This window comes from Ruegeria sp. BJ5, assembly GCF_056537865.1.
Genome location: NZ_JBQFSH010000001.1, coordinates 833,028 through 851,466 on the forward strand (window position 1 = coordinate 833,028; position 18,439 = coordinate 851,466).

General features: G+C 61.8%; 16 protein-coding genes. 9 read left to right on the forward strand and 7 right to left on the reverse strand.

All coding sequences use genetic code 11. The features are described 5' to 3' along the window. Nucleotides 1-118 precede the first annotated feature (118 nt). The 6 genes from ACR0NY_RS04160 (at nt 119) to ACR0NY_RS04185 (ending at nt 6,230) form a co-directional block, all read left to right on the forward strand. Complete coding sequence (locus tag ACR0NY_RS04160) at nt 119-1,870, forward strand: acetolactate synthase 3 large subunit (RefSeq protein ID WP_170338165.1); 1,752 nt, start codon at nt 119-121, stop codon at nt 1,868-1,870. A gap of 64 nt (nt 1,871-1,934) precedes the next feature. Beyond that, nucleotides 1,935-3,191: a glycosyltransferase family 87 protein gene (locus ACR0NY_RS04165; RefSeq protein ID WP_170338164.1), complete on the forward strand. Its 1,257-nt coding sequence runs from the start codon at nt 1,935-1,937 to the stop codon at nt 3,189-3,191. Next, nucleotides 3,188-3,748, forward strand: coding sequence for an acetolactate synthase small subunit (ilvN, locus tag ACR0NY_RS04170; RefSeq protein WP_093962354.1), 561 nt, complete (start codon nt 3,188-3,190; stop codon nt 3,746-3,748). Before ACR0NY_RS04165 ends, ilvN begins: the two co-directional genes overlap by 4 nt. A 278-nt stretch (nt 3,749-4,026) precedes the next feature. Further along, on the forward strand, nt 4,027-4,743 hold the full coding sequence (locus tag ACR0NY_RS04175) for a helix-turn-helix domain-containing protein (RefSeq protein ID WP_254432897.1): 717 nt from the start codon (nt 4,027-4,029) through the stop codon (nt 4,741-4,743). 111 nt (nt 4,744-4,854) lie between these two features. Beyond that, entirely contained in the window at nt 4,855-6,012 is a 1,158-nt protein-coding gene (locus ACR0NY_RS04180) for an aromatic ring-hydroxylating oxygenase subunit alpha (protein ID WP_170368608.1), read from the forward strand. Continuing rightward, a complete protein-coding gene (locus tag ACR0NY_RS04185) occupies nt 6,009-6,230 on the forward strand; it encodes a hypothetical protein (protein ID WP_170368609.1) in 222 nt (73 codons plus the stop codon). Before ACR0NY_RS04180 ends, ACR0NY_RS04185 begins: the two co-directional genes overlap by 4 nt. A 10-nt stretch (nt 6,231-6,240) precedes the next feature. Here ACR0NY_RS04185 and ACR0NY_RS04190 read toward each other — a convergent pair whose 3' ends face one another. From ACR0NY_RS04190 to prfB, 3 genes are all read right to left on the reverse strand, one after another. Beyond that, nucleotides 6,241-7,044 carry a DUF2189 domain-containing protein gene (locus ACR0NY_RS04190; protein WP_170368610.1) on the reverse strand — a complete coding sequence of 268 codons (804 nt, stop codon included), beginning with the start codon at nt 7,042-7,044 and terminating at the stop codon, nt 6,241-6,243. Between the two features lie 24 nt (nt 7,045-7,068). Further along, nucleotides 7,069-8,469: an amidase gene (locus ACR0NY_RS04195; protein ID WP_170368611.1), complete on the reverse strand. Its 1,401-nt coding sequence runs from the start codon at nt 8,467-8,469 to the stop codon at nt 7,069-7,071. Between the two features lie 105 nt (nt 8,470-8,574). Then, the gene (gene prfB, locus ACR0NY_RS04200) at nt 8,575-9,702 is read right to left on the reverse strand and encodes a peptide chain release factor 2 (protein ID WP_170368612.1); all 1,128 of its coding nucleotides are present in this window, start codon (nt 9,700-9,702) and stop codon (nt 8,575-8,577) included. Nucleotides 9,703-9,780: 78 nt separating this feature from the next. Here prfB and ACR0NY_RS04205 point away from each other — a divergent pair, with 78 nt between their 5' ends. Then, nucleotides 9,781-10,614 (forward strand): aminoglycoside phosphotransferase family protein, encoded by an 834-nt coding sequence (locus tag ACR0NY_RS04205; RefSeq protein WP_170338154.1) that lies wholly within the window; start codon nt 9,781-9,783, stop codon nt 10,612-10,614. Here the strand turns inward: ACR0NY_RS04205 and ACR0NY_RS04210 are convergent. From ACR0NY_RS04210 to ACR0NY_RS04220, 3 genes are all read right to left on the reverse strand, one after another. Next, the gene (locus ACR0NY_RS04210) at nt 10,608-13,097 is read right to left on the reverse strand and encodes a penicillin-binding protein 1A (protein ID WP_170338152.1); all 2,490 of its coding nucleotides are present in this window, start codon (nt 13,095-13,097) and stop codon (nt 10,608-10,610) included. The genes ACR0NY_RS04205 and ACR0NY_RS04210 overlap by 7 nt on opposite strands. Before the next feature lie 95 nt (nt 13,098-13,192). After that, nucleotides 13,193-14,413, reverse strand: coding sequence for an N-acetylmuramoyl-L-alanine amidase (locus ACR0NY_RS04215; protein WP_170368613.1), 1,221 nt, complete (start codon nt 14,411-14,413; stop codon nt 13,193-13,195). Nucleotides 14,414-14,478: 65 nt separating this feature from the next. Continuing rightward, nucleotides 14,479-15,642: a pyridoxal phosphate-dependent aminotransferase gene (locus tag ACR0NY_RS04220; RefSeq protein ID WP_170368614.1), complete on the reverse strand. Its 1,164-nt coding sequence runs from the start codon at nt 15,640-15,642 to the stop codon at nt 14,479-14,481. On the opposite strand from ACR0NY_RS04220, the gene ACR0NY_RS04225 reads away from it, so the two are divergent. Next, nucleotides 15,641-17,023 (forward strand): M48 family metalloprotease, encoded by a 1,383-nt coding sequence (locus ACR0NY_RS04225; RefSeq protein ID WP_170368615.1) that lies wholly within the window; start codon nt 15,641-15,643, stop codon nt 17,021-17,023. The two genes, ACR0NY_RS04220 and ACR0NY_RS04225, sit on opposite strands and share 2 nt — an antisense overlap. After that, nucleotides 17,020-17,778 carry a DsbA family protein gene (locus ACR0NY_RS04230; protein WP_170338145.1) on the forward strand — a complete coding sequence of 253 codons (759 nt, stop codon included), beginning with the start codon at nt 17,020-17,022 and terminating at the stop codon, nt 17,776-17,778. Before ACR0NY_RS04225 ends, ACR0NY_RS04230 begins: the two co-directional genes overlap by 4 nt. Before the next feature lie 43 nt (nt 17,779-17,821). Here ACR0NY_RS04230 and ACR0NY_RS04235 read toward each other — a convergent pair whose 3' ends face one another. Further along, the gene (locus ACR0NY_RS04235) at nt 17,822-18,217 is read right to left on the reverse strand and encodes a hypothetical protein (RefSeq protein ID WP_170368616.1); all 396 of its coding nucleotides are present in this window, start codon (nt 18,215-18,217) and stop codon (nt 17,822-17,824) included. Nucleotides 18,218-18,439 lie beyond the last annotated feature (222 nt).

An 18,439-nucleotide genomic window follows, 5' to 3' on the forward strand; every position in this document is an offset into this window, starting at 1 on the left:
TAGGAAACACGCGCATGGGCCGGTAACGGTAAGCCATAATCGAACCCATGCGCCTCCGAAACTTCGGGGGCTTTTTTTTGTCAAACGCAAGACACATGTCGCGAACGGAGCAAAGCAGATGACACGTGAGATGACCGGCGCAAAGATGGTGGTCCAGGCCCTCAAGGATCAGGGCGTGGACACGGTATTCGGGTACCCCGGCGGCGCCGTGCTACCGATCTATGACGAGATCTTTCTGCAAAATGACATCCGTCACATCCTGGTGCGGCATGAACAAGGCGCGATACATGCGGCCGAGGGCTACGCCCGTTCAACCGGCAAACCCGGTGTTGCACTGGTGACCTCGGGGCCCGGCGCGACCAACGCGGTGACCGGCCTGACCGACGCGCTGATGGATTCGATCCCGATCGTGGTTCTGACCGGACAGGTGCCGACTTTCATGATCGGCTCGGACGCGTTCCAAGAGGCGGACACGGTGGGCATCACCCGACCCTGCACCAAGCACAATTGGCTGGTCAAGGACACCAACTCGCTGGCGGAAACCATGCACGAGGCGTTTCACGTCGCTACCGCGGGTCGTCCCGGTCCTGTGTTGATCGACATCCCCAAGGACGTCCAGTTTGCCACCGGCAAATACACCGCGCCGAAACCCTCGACCTCGCATTATCAGCCGGCACTCAAGGGCGACATCGAAGAGATCACCGAACTGGTCGCCGCCATCGAAACCGCCAAGCGACCCGTGTTCTACACCGGAGGCGGCGTGATCAACTCAGGCCCCGCTGCCAGCCAACTGCTGCGCGAGCTGGTCGACGCGACCGGGTTCCCCATCACATCGACCCTTATGGGCCTGGGCGCCTACCCCGCATCGGGCAAGAACTGGATCGGAATGCTGGGCATGCACGGTCTGTACGAGGCGAACATGGCCATGCATGACTGTGATCTGATGATCAATGTCGGCGCCCGGTTCGACGATCGGATAACGGGGCGTATCGACGCCTTCTCGCCCAAGTCGAAAAAGGCACATATCGACATCGACCCATCCTCGATCAACAAGGTGATCCGGGTGGACATCCCCATCGTGGGGGACGTGGCGCATGTTCTGGAAGACGTGCTGAAGGTCTGGAAGGCGCGTGGCCGCAAAACCAACACCGAAGCGATCGCCAAGTGGCAATCCCAGATCTCGGACTGGCGCAAGGTCAACTGCCTTGCCTACACCAACAGCGAAAAGGCGATCAAACCCCAATACGCGCTGGAACGGCTCGAGGCGCTGACCAAGGACCACGATCGCTATGTCTGTACCGAGGTGGGCCAGCATCAGATGTGGGCCGCGCAGTTCCTTGGGTTCGAAGACCCCAACCGCTGGATGACCTCGGGCGGGCTGGGCACCATGGGCTATGGCTTCCCGGCTTCGATCGGTGTGCAGATGGCGCACCCGGACGCGCTGGTGATCAACGTCGCGGGCGAGGCCAGCTGGCTGATGAACATGCAGGAGATGGGCACCGCTGTCCAATACCGCCTGCCGGTGAAGCAGTTCATCCTGAACAACGAACGCCTGGGCATGGTGCGCCAGTGGCAGGAACTGCTGCACGGCGAACGCTACTCGCATTCCTGGTCCGAGGCCCTGCCCGATTTCGTCAAGCTGGCCGAGGCCTTCGGGGCCAAGGGGATCATCTGCAAGGACCCCGCCGATCTGGATGACGCCATCATGGAGATGATCAATTATGACGGTCCGGTGATCTTTGACTGCCTCGTCGAAAAGCACGAGAACTGCTTCCCCATGATCCCGTCGGGCAAGGCCCATAACGAGATGCTGCTGGGCGAGGCTGAAACGAAGGGTGTCATTCAGGCTGGCGGCGCGGTGCTGGTTTGATATTGCTTGCGGACACAGGGCCAAACTGTTGGCCCTGATGGACGCGCACAGGACAGGACGGAATATGCCCGGCATCCCCACTCAGACAACTCCACGCGAGAACCTGCAGATTTTTGCGGGGCGTCGCGGCTGGCAGCTGGGCATTCTTGTCCCGGCGCTGGTGCTTGGGGTCTTTGTCATCTGGCTCGGCCTCAGCTGGAGCGAGATCGCGGCCAATGGCAGCGCCGGCTTTCCGATCGACTTTCGGGTCTTTTGGGCCGCTGGGCGTCTGGCCCATCTGGGTGAGCCTCTGTCGGCCTTCAGTGTCGACAGCCTGACCGCCATGCACAACGTCATCAAGGAAGATGACTGGATGCCCTGGTCTTACCCGCCGGCGTTTCTTGCAACGCTGCAACCCTTGGGCGCCCTTCCCTTCCCCATTGCCTGGCTGGTCTTCTCGATCGCGTCGATCGTTGCGATGATATTCGCAGCCCGGCCGTTCGCGGAAGGCATCACACCGGTCTGGTTTGCGTTTGCGCTGCCGCCCGCGATACTGCCGACCCTGTTCATGGGGCAAACCGCTGCCCTGTGGATGGCCGGTTTGCTGGCGGCGCTTGCGGCGCTCAAGAACCAACGTTTGGTCCTTGCCGGCTTTTTCATCGGCCTTCTGACCCTCAAACCTCAGCTGGGCATCCTGATCCCCTTTGCTTTGCTGGCGTGCCGGGCGTGGCCGACCATCATTTCGGCCGGCGTCACGACCCTGGTTATCTCGGGATTGGCGACCGCGCTCTACGGTCCGGAATACTGGCTGGAAATGCGCAACATGATGGCGGTCCACTTTTCGGTGGTGCGTGAAACCATCGTCGAAAACAATCTAATGCTCAGCCCCTATTCGACGCTCGCCAGTTTTGGGCTACCCGAGCCTGTCGCCTTGGCTGTTCAGTGGACGATCACAGCCTGCGCGGCCATCATGGTCACGATCACTTGGCGCAGCCCCCGCATCGGTTTTGACCTGCGTGCCGCTGTGCTTGCGCTGGCGGTCATGCTGTCCACCCCATACCTGTGGTTCTACGAATCTGCCCTGATCGCCGCTGCGGGACTATTCCTCTTGCGCGCAGGTGTATTGACGAACAGCCCATGGGGCCTGGCGCTGGCCGGAGCGATGTGGTTGGGTGCCGCCCCCGCTTTCTTCGCCTTTCTGTTCCGCGGCGAAGCCGACATCTCGATCCGCCTGCTTTTTGCACCGCTTTTGTATCTTTCCTGTCTGGTCTGCATCGGCGCCGTTGTTCAACGGCTGCGGGCGCCAGACTATTCCTCTGCCAACGATGAGGTCTTCCAATGACTGCACTCAAGATCCGAAAAGGTTCCACCCGCCACTCGGCCTACAACCTGCGCCCGACCTTCTCGGACGTGCAGGAACGCCACACGATCGCTGTTCTGGTCGAAAACGAACCGGGGGTTCTAGCCCGGGTCATCGGGCTGTTCTCGGGGCGCGGCTACAACATTGAAAGCCTGACCGTGGCCGAGGTCGATCACACCGGACACCTCAGCCGAATCACGATCGTCACCACCGGTACACCGCAGGTGATCGAGCAGATCAAGGCTCAGCTGGGCCGCATTGTCCCGGTGCATGACGTGCATGACCTGACTGTCGAAGGCCCCTCAGTCGAGCGAGAACTGGCGATCATCAAGGTCGTTGGCGAAGGCGACAAGCGGGTCGAGGCGTTGCGTCTTGCAGACATTTTCCGGGCCAATGTCGTGGACAGCACGTTGAACTCGTTCATCTTCGAAATTACCGGCGCGCCGGACAAGATTGATGCATTTGCCGATCTGATGCGCCCGCTGGGCTCTGTCGAGGTTGCACGGACAGGCGTCGCGGCCCTGCTGCGCGGCAACTGATTTTCCGCGAACCCATCAAAACGCCCCGTCGCCCTTGTCGACGGGGCGTTTTGCGTTTTCGGATCGATTTCCGCAGGTACATAACTGAGCAATCACAAGAAAAAGACCATACAAATGGGCTTAATGCCTATTGCGTTCGCGCCTGAGCGCGTTACGCTTGACCAAGAACATGCAACCCGCGTGTTCCATGGGGTCAATTTTACGATTTCTTGACTGGCGACCGGCCTTTCTGGCCCTTCCGGTCGTGTTTCCCAAACCTTTGCAAACCAGAGTGAGACATGGCCGTAGACACTCGCACGCCCGCCGAGCTGCGCAGCATGCTGGGGGCGAATCTCAGGCAACTTGCCGACCGCTATCCTTCGGTCGCCGAGCTGTGCAGACAGCTGGGCGTCAACCGCACGCAGTTCAACCGGTATCTTTCTGGCGAGAGTTTTCCACGCCCGGACGTTCTGGACCGGATCTGCCGGTTCTTTGACGTGGATGCCCGCATTCTGCTGAAACCGCTTGAGGAAATCCCCGCGCCCCGGCGCTGTGACCTGCCTGAAAGCGTGGTCCAGTTCCTTCGGCCCGGACTGTCAGCCTTGACCGAGGACGCGTTTCCAAGCGGCGTCTATCTTGTGACGCAACATGGCGGCGAAGACGATCCACGCGCCCATCATTGGCTGGTTCAAACCCGGCACCTGCATCAGTGTGCTGTCCTGCGCGGCTTCCTGCCGCCGGCCATGGCAGGCACGCGTTCCGCCACGGGTCGTGAGCTTCGTGGCTTCGCCGCCTGCGCCGGGCCCAATATCTACGCAGTGTTGTCGCGCGAGGCTGGTCGTGACAGCAAGACGATCGTGATCCGCAAAGACATGACCGATGGCAACGGCGTATGGATCGGTTCGTGCATGGAGCACTCTGCGGCTACTCCGCACATCTACAGATTGGAAATCCGCCATCTGGGCCACGACTTCCGGGCAACGCTGGGGGCAGCGCGGCTGGCGCGCCGGACATAGGAAACCGCCTAAAATCCCGTGCATGTCGTTGTGAGAAAAGCCGGAGTCGCAGAAGTGTAAGCGAGGGCTGGTCCCGGATGCCTAGGCTGGTGGTGAAGCGAGGAGAACCAGATGGCCAGCACCCCAACCGATCTGTCGGCTGTTCGTCAGAGCATTGAAACCGCTCTGGGCCTGCCCAATGCACATTATACGGACCCTGCCCTGCACGCCGAAGAAACTCGGGCCCTGCTGCTGGCTGGCTGGGCCGGTTTCGCGGTAACCGCCGATGTCCCCGAGCCCGGGGACGCGGTTCCGCTGGAGTTCATGGGTATTCCGCTCCTGCTGCTGCGTGACCGTTCCGGTACGGTCCGTGTGTTTCAGAATATCTGCCGTCACCGCGGCATGATCCTGGTCGAAGAGCCCCGCAAGATCGAAGGCGCCATTCGCTGCCCCTATCACAGCTGGTGCTATTCCACCGAAGGCCGGCTGGTCGCCACGCCGCATGTGGGCGGTCCGGGCCAGAACGCACATGACGCGGTCAGCAAATCGGAACTTGGCCTGATCGAGGTGCGCAGCCATATCTGGCGCGACGTGGTGTGGATCAACGTCTCGGGCGACGCGCCAGCCTTCGTGGATGCCAACGCCAGGCTGATCGAGCGTTGGGCCGAGTTCGACAAACCGCTCTACCACGGCGGCCCGGAAAGTTCCTTTCGGTTGGACGTCAATTGCAACTGGAAGCTGGCGGTCGAGAACTATTGCGAAAGCTATCACCTGCCGTGGGTGCATCCCGGGTTGAACAGTTACTCGCGGCTTGAGGATCACTATCACATTCAGGAGCCCGGCCTTTATTCCGGTCAGGGAACCTTGGTCTATCGGCAACTGAAAACTGAGGACGGTCGGGTTTTTCCCGATTTCGACGGCCTCAGCGAGAAATGGGACACCGCAGCCGAATACATCGCCGCCTTCCCCAACGTACTGTTGGGCGTGCACCGGGACCACGCCTTCGCCATCATTCTGCGGCCCGAGGCCCAGAACCGGACCTCGGAGCACATCCACCTGTTCTATTCGGCCCCGGATACCGATGCGGATTTGCGCGCCCGCAACGCCAAACAGTGGAAAGTGGTCTTTGAAGAGGATGTGTTCGTCGTCGAAGGGATGCAGCGTGGTCGCGCGGCGCCGGGGTTTGACGGCGGGCATTTCTCGCCGACGATGGACGGGCCGACCCATCTGTTCCACGACTGGGTGGCGCAGCGTCTGATGGCGCATCGCACCGACCTGGCCGCTGAATGACCAACCTGCACACCCGCCTTCTGCAGGCGCATGCGGCGGGTGACATCGCGGCTTTGGCTGAATTGTACGAACTGGCCGCTGCCAGCCAGCAAGACGACAACGCCCGGAGCTTTTTTCTGACCCACGCCTATGTTCATGCGCTTGAAGCCAACCTGCCCGGCGCGGGCCGGCTGCGTCAGATTCTGGTCGACATGGGCCGCGAAGTGCCCGATTCCTGACCCAGAGAAGCTAGGCTTGGGCCGGTTCCGCCTCCGGCTCCGCGGCTGCGTCGTCTTCGGTGATCTGCCGATACAGGTGCCAGCTGGCATGACCGAACAGAGGCAACACGATCAGCAATCCTAAAAACCAGGGCACCATGGCGACAAAGGTCGTGACCGCAATGAAAGCACCCCAGCCCAGCATGACCCGCTTGTTCACGCTGACATAGGCATAGCTCGAGATCATGGCAGTGACGAAGTCGAGCTCCCGGTCCAGCAGCATCGGGATCGACAACACCGTGATCATGTAAAGCAGTATGGCAAAGATCGCGCCCACCGCAGTGCCGACAGCCAGCATGGCCAGACCGTTGGGTGTCAGAAATACCTCAAGCGATGACGACACGTTTGTCATTGTCGACAGCCCCATGAACAGCGCAAAGATCATGTGGCCGAGAAAGAACCAGAACAGAAACATAACGACGATGATGGCGCAGATCGACGGCAACTGACGGCGGCTCTGCTGGATCACGACACCGAAGATGGCGCCATAGTCCAACGGCTCATTTCGCTCGAGCCGGTGCGATACCTCGTACAAACCCACGGCGGCGAACGGCCCGATCAGCGGAAAGCCGATGGCAGCCAGCACCAGCCAGAACGAGGTGCCCGTTTGCACGGTTACCCAGGCCATCAACCACCCGACCAGAACGTAGAAGCCACCGAACAGCAGGCCAAAGACTGGTGCGCGGCGATAATCCTGCCAGGCACGATGCAGCGCCGTGCGCAACATGCCGATATCCGCCGGTTTCAGCGTTGGCACTCCGAATGGCTTTTCCATGTTCCGTTTCTCCTCCCCTTGCCCTCAGGCCATGGCCGGGCGTTTTTGCGGCCAATGCGTCACGGCGTGATAGGCGGCCCCCAAAGCGAGCAGTTGCGCGTCGCTGCCGCGCGACCCGAACAGTTGCATTCCCATCGGCAGGCCTCCGGGGCCGAACCCCGCCGGTATCGACAGGCAGGGCAGACCAATCAGGCTGACCGGCGTCACGACCTGCATCCAGCGATGATAGGTGTCCATCGCGACCCCACCAATGCTGCGCGGATACGGCTGATCCACAGGGAACGGCCACACCTGAGCCGCCGGCAACACCAGCGCTTCATACTCGGCAAACAGTTCGACCGCCCGACGGTGCCAATCCGAACGGGTGACGCTGGCCGCATGGACCTCCATCGCTGTCAGGGCCAGACCCCGCTCCAGCTCCCATTGCGCGGTGTCCTTCAGGACGTCTTTCCGGTCGGCTAAAGGCAGCAGACTTGCTGCTACGTTCCACGATCGCAGGGTGATCCAGCTGTCCCACAGGCGCTCGGCATCGAAGGGCGGCGGTACGTCCTCGACGGTTGCGCCGAGTCCCTCAAAAATCGCCAACTCGTTGCTGCATTGGTTCAGAATCCCCTCCTCGGTCGGGAATGCGCCGCCCCAATCGCCCAGCCATCCGATCCGCATCCCGTCCAGGCTTTCGACAGACAATGGGGTGACGGGGTCGCAAGGAACGCTCAAAGGCTGCCTCGGATCGGGGCCAGAGATCACATCCAGCAATAGCCCGATATCCTGCGGGCTGCGGGCCATCGGCCCCAAGGTGGAGAGCTGGTGCAGGAACAAATCACCCTGTGGTTCCGAAGGAACCCGGCCCCAGCTGGGCCGGAAGCCATACACGTTGTTCCACGCGGCCGGATTGCGCAGGCTGCCCATCATGTCCGAACCATCCGCAAGCGCAACCATCCCAGTGGCCAAGGCCACCGCTGCGCCACCCGAAGACCCACCACAGGACCGGGCCGGATCATAGGGGTTCCGGGTTGCTCCATAGACCGGATTGAAGGTGTGCGAGCCCAACCCGAACTCCGGTGTGTTCGTCTTGCCGATCAGAATAGCCCCGGCAGCCCGCAACCGTGCTGCGATCAGATCGTCGACGGCTGGGACGTGATTGCGAAAAACCGGCGACCCCTGGGTCGACGCGATGCCTGCCACATTGACCAGGTCTTTGACGGCAATCGGAAGCCCATGCAGCGGCCCGCGGCCCGACTTGTCGTCGGCGGCCCGGGCTTGTGCCATTAGCTTATCCTCGTCCTGCAGCGCGACGATTGCATTGACCTGCCCGTTCACCTGGGCAATCCGGTCGAGCGTCGCGCGCATCAACTCGGTAGCCGACAAATGCCCTGTCGCAAGTTTCTCGAGAAGATCAGCGGCTGAAGTATCGCTTAGGTTCATGGGGTTACGTCCGAGCTTTGCTTGCGCTCAGCCTAGCGACCCCATGTGTGCATTTAAACCCGGTGTTTTGGATATATCTTTTCCACGCAGATCAACTGCGCGGCATCAGTCGTCCGACTGCGCCTCGGCCCGGCTTTTGCCCGAGACCTTGAGAGCCAGAGTGGCCGCCATGAATGCATCCAGATCGCCGTCCAGAACCCCTTTGGTGTCCGACGTCTCGTAGCTGGTGCGCAGGTCTTTGACCATCTGATAGGGCTGCAGAACATAGGACCGGATCTGGTTGCCCCAGCCGGCATCGCCCTTGGCTTCGTGCGCAGCGTTGATCTCGGCGTTTCTGCGGTCCAGTTCCATCTGGTACAGGCGCGATTTCAACGCTTTCATGGCGATGTCGCGGTTCTGGTGCTGCGATTTTTCCGAGCTGGTCACCACGATGCCGGTCGGGATGTGGGTGATCCGCACCGCCGAGTCGGTGGTGTTGACGTGCTGACCGCCCGCCCCCGAGGACCGGTAGGTATCGACACGGATATCGGCCGGGTTCACTTCGATCTCGATATTGTCGTCCACCACCGGATAGACCCAGACCGAGCTGAACGACGTGTGCCGTTTGGCCGCCGAGTCATAGGGCGAGATACGCACCAGCCGGTGCACGCCGCTTTCGGATTTCAGCCAGCCATAGGCGTTATGACCCGAGATCTTGTAGGCCGCCGACTTGATCCCCGCCTCTTCGCCCGGGGTTTCCGACTGCAGCTCGACCTTGTAGCCCTTCTTTTCGGCCCAGCGGACATACATCCGCGCCAGCATCGAGGCCCAGTCGCAGCTTTCGGTACCCCCCGCGCCGGCGTTGATCTCCAAAAAGGTGTCGTTGGCATCGGCCTCGCCGTCCAGCAGCGCCTCAAGCTCTTTTTCGGCCGCCTTGTCGCGCAGCTTCTTAAGGGCTTCCTCGGCATCCTTGACGACCTCTTCATCGTCCTCCATCTCGCCCAGTTCGATCAGTTCGATGTTGTCGTTCAGATCGGTCTTGATCGACTCGTAGGTTTCGATGGCATCGACCAGAACCTGCCGTTCGCGCATCAGCTTCTGCGCGTTTTCGGGGTTATCCCACAGGTTGGGGTCCTCGACGCGGGCGTTGAATTCCTCCAGCCGGTGCGGCGCGGTTTCATAGTCCATACGCTGGGCCAGCAGCTCCAGCGATTTTTGGATCTCGGCCACGATGTTCTGGATTTCGGCGCGCATGGTCAGGTCCCAACTTGCTCAATCAGGCCTGCGTGATAGCAAGAGGTTCAGGCCACCACAAGATGACCCGAAAGGCAAATGCAGCACGGACCGGAGCAGTTCCTGAAGAAATGGCATCTGGCCGACCCGCGGCTGGTGGCTGATACCGGCGCGGCACGTGTCTGGCGGGCCAAACGTGATAACGGGTCTGAAGTCGCGCTCAAACTCTATCGCCGCGCCGGTCGCGGAAACGAGGCGCCGGGATGCAGCCTGCTGGCCGCCTGGCGCAACCGGGGCGCCGTCGCGATCCTGGCCGAAGACCGCCGGGCGGTCATGATGGAGTGGCTCGAGGGTCCGACCCTCGGCGATCATGCACGGGCAGGCAACGTGGCCGACGCCCTGACGCTACTGGCTGAAACGGCGCGGAACCTGCATGCTGATCCGATTGTCGAAGTGAGCGGGCTGAGGCCTTTGGAGCAAGTGTTTGCACCGCTTTTCGACGTCGGATTTACCGATCAATGTACGCGGCCCCTGCAAACCGATATGCGGCGCGCCATAGCTTTGGCTCAGGATCTGCTGCAGACGCAACCCGTGCATCTCCCCCTGCATGGAGACCTGCACCCCGACAATGTCATCCTGACCGCGTCCGGCCCGCGCGTGATCGATGCCAAGGGTTATATCGGGGATCCGGCGTTTGAAATGGCAAATGCGCTGCGGCACCCAAAAGGCATGCCGGACCTTGTGCGCGAAGTCGGGCAGATTTCCGCGTGCCTGGATCTATACGCCGCGGCGATGAATGTTTCGCGGGCGCGTCTGGCCCGATGGGCGGCGGCCAAATGCGCCCTGTCCATATGCTGGCGGTCCGGCGGATCGGTCGAGAGTGACCCGGAGGCCGATCTGCTGCGCCTGTTTCTAAGCGCTGCAGATCAGTAAAGTCCGCCGCCCTGAAGGTCGCCCTGGCTGGCCTTGGGCCCCACGATGATGGTCTGCCCGGTCGAGGTCTGGACCTGGCGCCCGCCATTGGTCACTTCTTCGAACAACGGCAGATCGGACCCCATCGCAAAACCACCGTCATAGACACGGTCGATGAACCCGTCGACGCCATCACGGAAATACTCGGCCACCACATAGTCACCCGATGCGTCATCCGGCAGACGGGCACCGCTGAAACGGTCGATCTTGATGAAGTGCCCACCCGGCGGCACTTCGAACGGACCGCCGCCGTATTTCTCGACGGCCTTTTCCATAAAGCTCTGGAAGACCGGACCGCACAGCGTGCCGCCGTAAGCACCCCGCCCCATCGGGCGCGGGCGATCATACCCGATGTAGCACCCGGCAACGATGTTCGAGGTGAAGCCGATGAACCAGGCGTCCTTGGATTCGTTGGTCGTACCGGTCTTGCCAGCCGTCGGAACCGGCAGATTGACCACACGTGACGCGGTGCCGCGATCAACCACGCCCTTCATCATCGACGTCAGCTGATAAGCCGTGATTGCATCCATCACCTGCTCTCGGTCGGTCACGATCGTGGGTGAGGCGTCGGGCTCCAGCCAGCTGGAGTTGCAATCCAGGCACTGCCGGTCATCATGCCGATAGATCGTTTTGCCGAACCGGTCCTGGATCCGGTCGACCAGAGTCGGTTCGACCCGCTCGCCGCCGTTGGCGAACATCGCATAGGCCGCCACCATCTTGTAGAGCGTCGTCTCCTCGGCCCCCAGCGCATTGGCCAGGTAGGGACCCATGTTGTCATACACACCGAACCGCTCCGCGTATCCCGCAACCACCGGCATCGAAACCTCTTGCGCCAGTCGGATGGTCATCAGGTTTCGCGACTGCTCGATCCCGGTGCGCAGGGGCGTCGGCCCGTAGAATTTGTTGGTCGAGTTCTTCGGGGTCCACAGACCCTGCGGTGTGTTCACCTCGATCGGGGCGTCCACGACGATGGTCGCTGGGCTGTAGCCACTGTCCAGTGCTGCCGCATAGACGAAAGGCTTGAAGGCCGATCCCGGTTGGCGCTGCGCCTGGGTTGCCCGGTTGAACACCGAGTCCTGGTACGAGAACCCGCCCTGCATCGCCAGAACGCGGCCCGAGTTCACGTCCATCGCCACGAAGCCGCCTTGGACCTCGGGGATTTGACGGGCGGACCACTGGCCCTCTTCCCCGGCAACGACCAGGATCACGTCGCCGCGTTTGAAGTTTGCCTTGAAGTCGCCCTGCATCCATTTGATGTCGCTGCGCGGGATGATGCCGTCGGCGGGACCGTTCTCGATCCCCACCGTCAACTGCTGATCGGCCACATCCAGCACGACCGCGGGGTACCATTGCGTGGGCAGCACCACGTCGCGCGGGATTTCCATGATCGCCAGAGCTTCGCGCCACTGGGCTTCGTCTGCCAGTTTTTCCTCGGGGATGGTTTCACCCGTGCCGCGCCACTTGCCGCGCGACTGGTCATATTTCTGAAGCGCCTCGCGCAGGGCGCGTGCGGCTTCAACCTGCATCTCCTCGTCAACCGAGGCCCGGACGGTGAAACCACCGGTAAAGAACTCACCCTCGCCGAAGTCCTCGCTCAGCTGGCGGCGGATTTCGTCGGTGAAATAGTCGCGCGGTGGCAGTGCGGTGCGGAAGCTTTCGAAATCACCGTTCTGAACCGAACGCAGAGGTTGCGCCACTTCGGTCTCGTAGGTTGCCTGATCGATGTATCCGTTCTGGTACATCTCGCGCAGCACGTAGTTGCGGCGATCCAACAGACGCTGTTTCTGGCGCACCGGGTGATAGTCCGAAGGCGCCTTGGGCATCGCAGCCAGCGTCGCGGCCTCATGCGGGGCCAGTTCCTGCAAAGTCTTGTTGAAATAGGTCTGGGCAGCGGCGGTCACGCCGTAGGAGTTTTGGCCAAGAAAGATCTCGTTGAGATACAGCTCAAGGATCTGTTCCTTGTTCAGCGTTTTTTCCAACCTGGTCGCGAGGATGATTTCCTGAATCTTGCGTTCGACCCGCCGGTCGCCTGACAGCAGGAAGTTCTTCATCACCTGCTGGGTGATGGTCGACGCGCCGCGCAGCGTCTCGCCCTTGGATTGGACCGCCTCGATCCCGGCAGCGATGATCCCGCGCGGGTCGTACCCCTGATGCGAATAAAAGTTCTTGTCTTCCGCCGAGATAAACGCGTGCTTCACGAGGTCAGGGATTTCCTCGGACGGGGTGAACAGGCGGCGCTCCTGCGCGAATTCGTCGATCAGTTGGCCCTTGCCCGAATAGATACGGCTGATGGTGGGCGGCTTGTACTGGGCCAGCGACTCGTGGCTGGGCAGGTCGCGGCCATACATCCAGAAGACCGCGCCAATCACCAGCGCGACCATGAAAATACCCAAGGTGACGAGGCTGAAAACCGCCCCGAAAATCGAAAGAATGAACCGGATCACGTTGCTGCCTTTTGTTCGCGGTGACGCCTATATAGTGTCGCTGCACCCAAGGGTCAAAACACACGGGCGCATTCTAGCCACTTTGCGCCGCAGGGTCACTGCCCAATCAAGCCGCGGCGGATCAGATCCTGCTGGCGCCAGGCTTCAAGACCTTGGTGAATTCCCTGCGCCATTCCGATGCGCCACTCGGGATTTACGAGGTTTTTCAGGTCTCTGGTGCTGGAGAGGAATCCGATCTCGACCAGAACCGAGGGAATGTCGGCAGCCTTGAGGACGGAAAACGACGCACTGCGGATCGGGCGCCGATTCATGGGACCGCCCTGCTGCCCCATGCCGTGCGCCAGTGCATGGGCCAAAGCTTCTGAGCGCGGCTGGGTCTCCTGCCGTGCCATGTCCAGCAAAACGTCGGCGATCTGGTCGTCCGAGCCGCTCAGGTCGATACCCGCGATCAGATCGCTGCGGTCGTGCCGTTCGGCCAGTTTCTGGCTGGCCACGTCCGAGGCCTCATCGGAGAGGAAATAGACAGTGGCCCCATGAGCCTGCCCCTCGGACAATGCATCCGCGTGCAACGAAACGAACACATCGGCGCTGGCCCGATGGGCCAGAGATATTCGGCGTTCGAGCGACACGAAGTGATCGTCCACCCGGGTCATCACGACCTCGTATCCGCCGGCGCGCAGCAAGTGTTCCCGCAGTTCGCGCGCAAATGTGAGCATCAGGGTTTTTTCGTTAACGCCACCCGACTCCGCGCCGGGGTCGATGCCACCATGTCCCGGGTCCAGCATCACGCGCAGTGGTCGTTCGCCATCTCGCGGCACAACCGGGGGCATGACAGCAGGTGCAGGCAAATCCCAGCCCGGATTGCGTGGCGCACCCGCGCTGGCGGCAAAACTGTCGAAATCCGTACCTTTCAGATTCAGCGTCAGAACCGCGGCCCCGCCGTCGGGGTCCACGCGCATGGCCGCCGTATCGACAGCAAGGGGCGCCCCCAAATCCAGCACCATCCGAGACCAACCGGGCACATAAGCGCCGAACTGGACCCCGCTGATGCGACGGGTCTGCAACAGCTTGGCCCGGTCAAGCCCGCTCCAGTCGACCTCCTGAAAATCGATGACCATACGGTACGGGTCTCGAAGCGTGAAAACGCGATACGGGACGCCCTGGCTGAGCCCCAGCTCAAGCGTCACCCCCGCCCCCTTGCCGTCAGTGATCCGGCTCTGTTCGGGCAGGACCCGCGCCAAGGCGTTGAAGTCCTGCGCCCAAACGGCTCCGGCCAGCGCCCAAATCAGCGCACATACGAAGAAGATCCTGCTCATGGCCTCAAGTTTTCCCGAGATCGTTTGGCAGCAGCCTATCGCAGCGTGGCCGGTTTGTGAACGCCTCAGGCCGACTTCTGCGGGGTCTGGCGATCCGCCATGAAGCTGCGCAGCCGTTCAAGGCCCTGCTCGATGTCCTCGGTCGACCGGGCGTATGAAAAGCGCAGGGTCGTGTGGCCGCGCGCCGGGTCGAAATCCAGCCCCGGCGTCACGGCGACGCCGGCTTTGTCCAAGATCTCGGCGGCAAAGGCGCGGCTGTCCTGGGTCAGGTCCGAGACATCGGCATAGACATAGAACGCCCCGTCCGGGGGCGCGATGTTGGTGAACCCGGCCTCGGGCAGGCCCTTCAGCATCAGGTCGCGGTTGCGGCGATAGACGGCCAGGTTGCCCTGCAGTTCCTCATCGCAATCCATCGCGGCCAGCGCGGCGACCTGGCTGGCATGGGGCGCACAGATGAACATGTTCTGGGCGATACGCTCGACCACCCGCACCTGATCCTCGGGCACCACCATCCAGCCGACGCGCCAGCCGGTCATCGAGAAATACTTGGAAAACGAGTTGATGACATAGCACTCGTTGGTCAGCTCCAGCGCGGTCACGGCCTTGGCCTCGTATTCCAGCCCGTGATAGATCTCGTCGCTGATGAACGAGGCCCCCTGCCCTTGCGCAGCCTCGATCAGCGCGCCCATGGCGGCGTGATCCAGCATGGTTCCGGTCGGGTTTGCGGGCGAGGCCACCATCAGCCCCTGCAGGTCGAGCCCGGCAAAGTCCTGTGGCACGGGTTGCAGGCGGTTTTCCGGCGCAGTCGGCAGATCGACCGGCACCAGACCCAGCGCCCGGAGGATCTGACGATAGGACGGATAGCCCGGCGCGCCGATCCCCACACGGTCACCGCTGTCGAACAGCGCGGTGAAGGCCAGCAGGAATCCGCCCGAAGATCCGGGAGTGATGACCACCCGTTCGGGGTTCAGATCAACGTCGTACCACTCGCCGTACATCCGTGCGATGCGTTGCCGCAGCGCCGGCAGACCCAGCGCGACCGTATAGCCCAGCGGACCTTGCCGCATCGCCTTGGCCAGCGCATCCAGCGCGCCTTGCGGGGCGCCGGTTCCGGGTTGGCCGACCTCCATGTGGATGATGTGGCGCCCGGCCTCTTCAGCACGGCGCGCGGCCTCCATCACGTCCATCACGATGAAGGGATCAACGCCCGACCGGGTTGAGTTTCGCATGCCCATCTCCCATGTTGCGACCATGGCTTTTGAACGCGGATCCAGGCTGGCGTCAATCCCGGCAATTCTGCTGGCGGTGACGCTGTGGATGGCGTCGACCGCGCAGAGCCACGCGCAAAGCCTGATCCGCGACCCCGATATCGAACACGGGCTGCGCGAACTGGCCTTTCCGATTTTGCGCGCCGCCGGCCTGAACACCAACCGCGTGCGGGTGATGGTCGTCAAGGACGGCACGTTCAACGCGTTCGTCATCGACTACAACACGATTTACCTGAACCACGGACTGATCCTGACGGTCGACAGCCCCGAGATGCTTCAGGCCGTGATCGCGCATGAGGCGGCCCATATCGCCAACGGGCACCTCGCCCGTCGGGCCGAGAACCTTCGGGCCGCTCAACGCGCGGCCGGTTTCGGTACCGCGCTGGCTCTGATTGCCGCCGCTGCGGGCGGCGGAGAGGCCGCCGCGGGCATTGCCGCTGGCACCCAAGGGGCCGCAATCCGCAGTTTTCTGGGCCACACGCGCGCCGAAGAATCCTCGGCGGATCGCAGCGCCGCCAGCTACCTGCGTTGGGCCGAGATTTCGCCCATTGGCATGGTCGAACTGCACCGCAAATTCGCAGGCCAGGAATTGCTGAGCGAGATCAATCAGGATCCCTATATGCGCTCGCACCCGACCAGCCGTGAACGCCTGCGCGCTGCCGAGGAATTTCTGTACCAATTCGGGGATCGGGCGAAATCTAACCCCAATGCCGACTACTGGTTTGCGCGGGTCAAGGGCAAGCTGTCCGCGTTTCTGCGCTCTCCCGGCTGGACCCTGCGGCGGGCCAAGGAAGAAACAGCGCAGGATATTCGCCTGATGCGCGAGGCCGCCGCCCATCATCAGAACCGCAACCTTTCGGCTGCCCGGGCAGCCATCGATGGTGCGCTGGCCATCCGCCCCGACGATCCGTTCTATAACGAACTGAAGGGGCAGATCCTTTTGGAGAACCTTCGGGTCTCGGAGGCGGTCTCGGCCTATGCCAAGGCGTCCGAGCTGGCTCCGACCGACGCATTGATCATGGCAGGCTACGGGCGCGCGCTGCTTGCTGACGGACAGACGAAAAAGGCCCTGCAGGTGCTGGAAAGCGCACGCGCCCGGGACTACCGGAACGGCCGCCTGATGCAGGATCTGGGAATGGCCTATTCCAAGGTCGGCAACAACGGTATGGCATCCGCCGTCACTGCCGAGCGTTTCGCCCTTGAGGGGCGCCTGCTGGATGCCGGAATTCACGCAAGACGAGCCATCGGTCAGTTGCCCGAAGGCTCGACGGGTTGGCAACGGGCACAGGATGTGCTGATTGCCGCAGAACAAGCTGAGAAATCGAAAAGGAACCGGAAATGATCCTCAGACACGCAGCACCTGCCCTTCTGGGGCTTTCCCTGATTGCCGGTCCGGCCAATGCGCTGGATCTGTCCTCGATGACCGAATCCGAAAGAGCAGAGTTCGGAGCGCAAGTGCGGGAATACCTCTTGGAAAATCCCGAAGTCATTCTCGAGGCGATCAACATCCTGGAGCAACGTAACGCTGCCGCCGAAGCACAGGCCGACCAGCAATTGATCGCAGAAAACGCCGACGAGCTGTTCAATGACGGCTATAGCTGGGTCGGTGGCAACCCGGACGGCGACATCACCCTGGTCGAGTTCATGGACTATCGTTGCGGATACTGCCGCCGCGCGGTCCCCGAAGTGGACGCGCTGCTGGCCGAGGATGGCAACATCCGCCTGATCATCAAGGAATTCCCAATTCTGGGGGATGCGTCGGTTCTTTCGTCGCGCTTTGCCATCGCCACCAAGCAGGTCGCCGGGGATGACGCCTACAAGCAAGTCCATGACGCCCTGCTGGAATTCACGGGTGAGCCTTCCGAAGTGACGCTGCGCCGTATCTCGGACGGGCTGGGACTGGACAGTGACGCCATCCTTGCGGCGATGGACAGCGACGAAGTGACCGAAGAAATTGCCAAGACGCGGGCACTGGCGCAGCGCATGCGGATTTCGGGCACCCCATCCTTTGTTCTGGGCACCGAGATGCTGCGGGGCTTCCTGCCCGCAGATCAGATGAAACAGATCGCTGACGGTGTGCGGGCTGAACGCGGCTGAAGCAGCTGGGGCGGCCTGATCGCCGCCCCGTTGAAACGACGCCCTAGTCGTATGGATACGGGGCGTCGCATTTCATCGACACGACCCATGTCGGAGTTCCAGTTTTTCTGAATTGGGTCGCGGGCACGGATTTGCCACGAATTCCCGATGGAATGACGCCACGCCCGTGCCGTTTGCTTTCAGCCAGAATTGTCTGCAGATCCTGTGGATCATCGTACTTGCGAATACCGGTGTTTTCAGAAATGGGGCCGGTTGAACAATAGGTCGCCCGGGCGATTTGTTTCGCCAAAGCATAGGCCGCCTGGGCATCCTGACCGGTTTTGAACGATACCGCGACCCGAGACGCCAGCTGCGGGTCGACATTCATGATCGGGGTCAAACGGCCCCGCGGTTTGCCGGTTCCACCCGGGCTGAGCCGGACGTCTGCGCGCGTCGTCATTCCGTCATTGCTGAACCCGGACACATGCACCGACATATACCCAAGTTGCGTCCCCGGTGCAGACTGCGGAACTGGAACACTAAAAAACCGGGGCGTTTGTCCGACCCGGTAGAGGGGCTGCTGCACGCAGAAAGAAGGACGACGGCAAACGCCGTCACGAAAGGCATTGGTTTCAAAGAATCGAACTCCGGTCCATGTCAGTAGATATCGCGATTGATACTG

Excerpts from the sequence above, each read along its gene's own strand:
- ACR0NY_RS04160 (WP_170338165.1), top strand. The coding sequence starts at position 119 with ATGACACGTGAGATGACCGGCGCAAAGATGGTGGTCCAGGCCCTCAAG.
- ACR0NY_RS04165 (WP_170338164.1), top strand. The coding sequence starts at position 1,935 with ATGCCCGGCATCCCCACTCAGACAACTCCACGCGAGAACCTGCAGATT.
- ilvN (WP_093962354.1), top strand. The coding sequence starts at position 3,188 with ATGACTGCACTCAAGATCCGAAAAGGTTCCACCCGCCACTCGGCCTAC.
- ACR0NY_RS04175 (WP_254432897.1), top strand. The coding sequence starts at position 4,027 with ATGGCCGTAGACACTCGCACGCCCGCCGAGCTGCGCAGCATGCTGGGG.
- ACR0NY_RS04180 (WP_170368608.1), top strand. The coding sequence starts at position 4,855 with ATGGCCAGCACCCCAACCGATCTGTCGGCTGTTCGTCAGAGCATTGAA.
- ACR0NY_RS04185 (WP_170368609.1), top strand. The coding sequence starts at position 6,009 with ATGACCAACCTGCACACCCGCCTTCTGCAGGCGCATGCGGCGGGTGAC.
- ACR0NY_RS04190 (WP_170368610.1), bottom strand. The coding sequence starts at position 7,044 with ATGGAAAAGCCATTCGGAGTGCCAACGCTGAAACCGGCGGATATCGGC.
- ACR0NY_RS04195 (WP_170368611.1), bottom strand. The coding sequence starts at position 8,469 with ATGAACCTAAGCGATACTTCAGCCGCTGATCTTCTCGAGAAACTTGCG.
- prfB (WP_170368612.1), bottom strand. The coding sequence starts at position 9,702 with ATGCGCGCCGAAATCCAGAACATCGTGGCCGAGATCCAAAAATCGCTG.
- ACR0NY_RS04205 (WP_170338154.1), top strand. The coding sequence starts at position 9,781 with ATGCAGCACGGACCGGAGCAGTTCCTGAAGAAATGGCATCTGGCCGAC.
- ACR0NY_RS04215 (WP_170368613.1), bottom strand. The coding sequence starts at position 14,413 with ATGAGCAGGATCTTCTTCGTATGTGCGCTGATTTGGGCGCTGGCCGGA.
- ACR0NY_RS04225 (WP_170368615.1), top strand. The coding sequence starts at position 15,641 with ATGCCCATCTCCCATGTTGCGACCATGGCTTTTGAACGCGGATCCAGG.
- ACR0NY_RS04220 (WP_170368614.1), bottom strand. The coding sequence starts at position 15,642 with ATGCGAAACTCAACCCGGTCGGGCGTTGATCCCTTCATCGTGATGGAC.
- ACR0NY_RS04230 (WP_170338145.1), top strand. The coding sequence starts at position 17,020 with ATGATCCTCAGACACGCAGCACCTGCCCTTCTGGGGCTTTCCCTGATT.
- ACR0NY_RS04235 (WP_170368616.1), bottom strand. The coding sequence starts at position 18,217 with ATGACGACGCGCGCAGACGTCCGGCTCAGCCCGGGTGGAACCGGCAAA.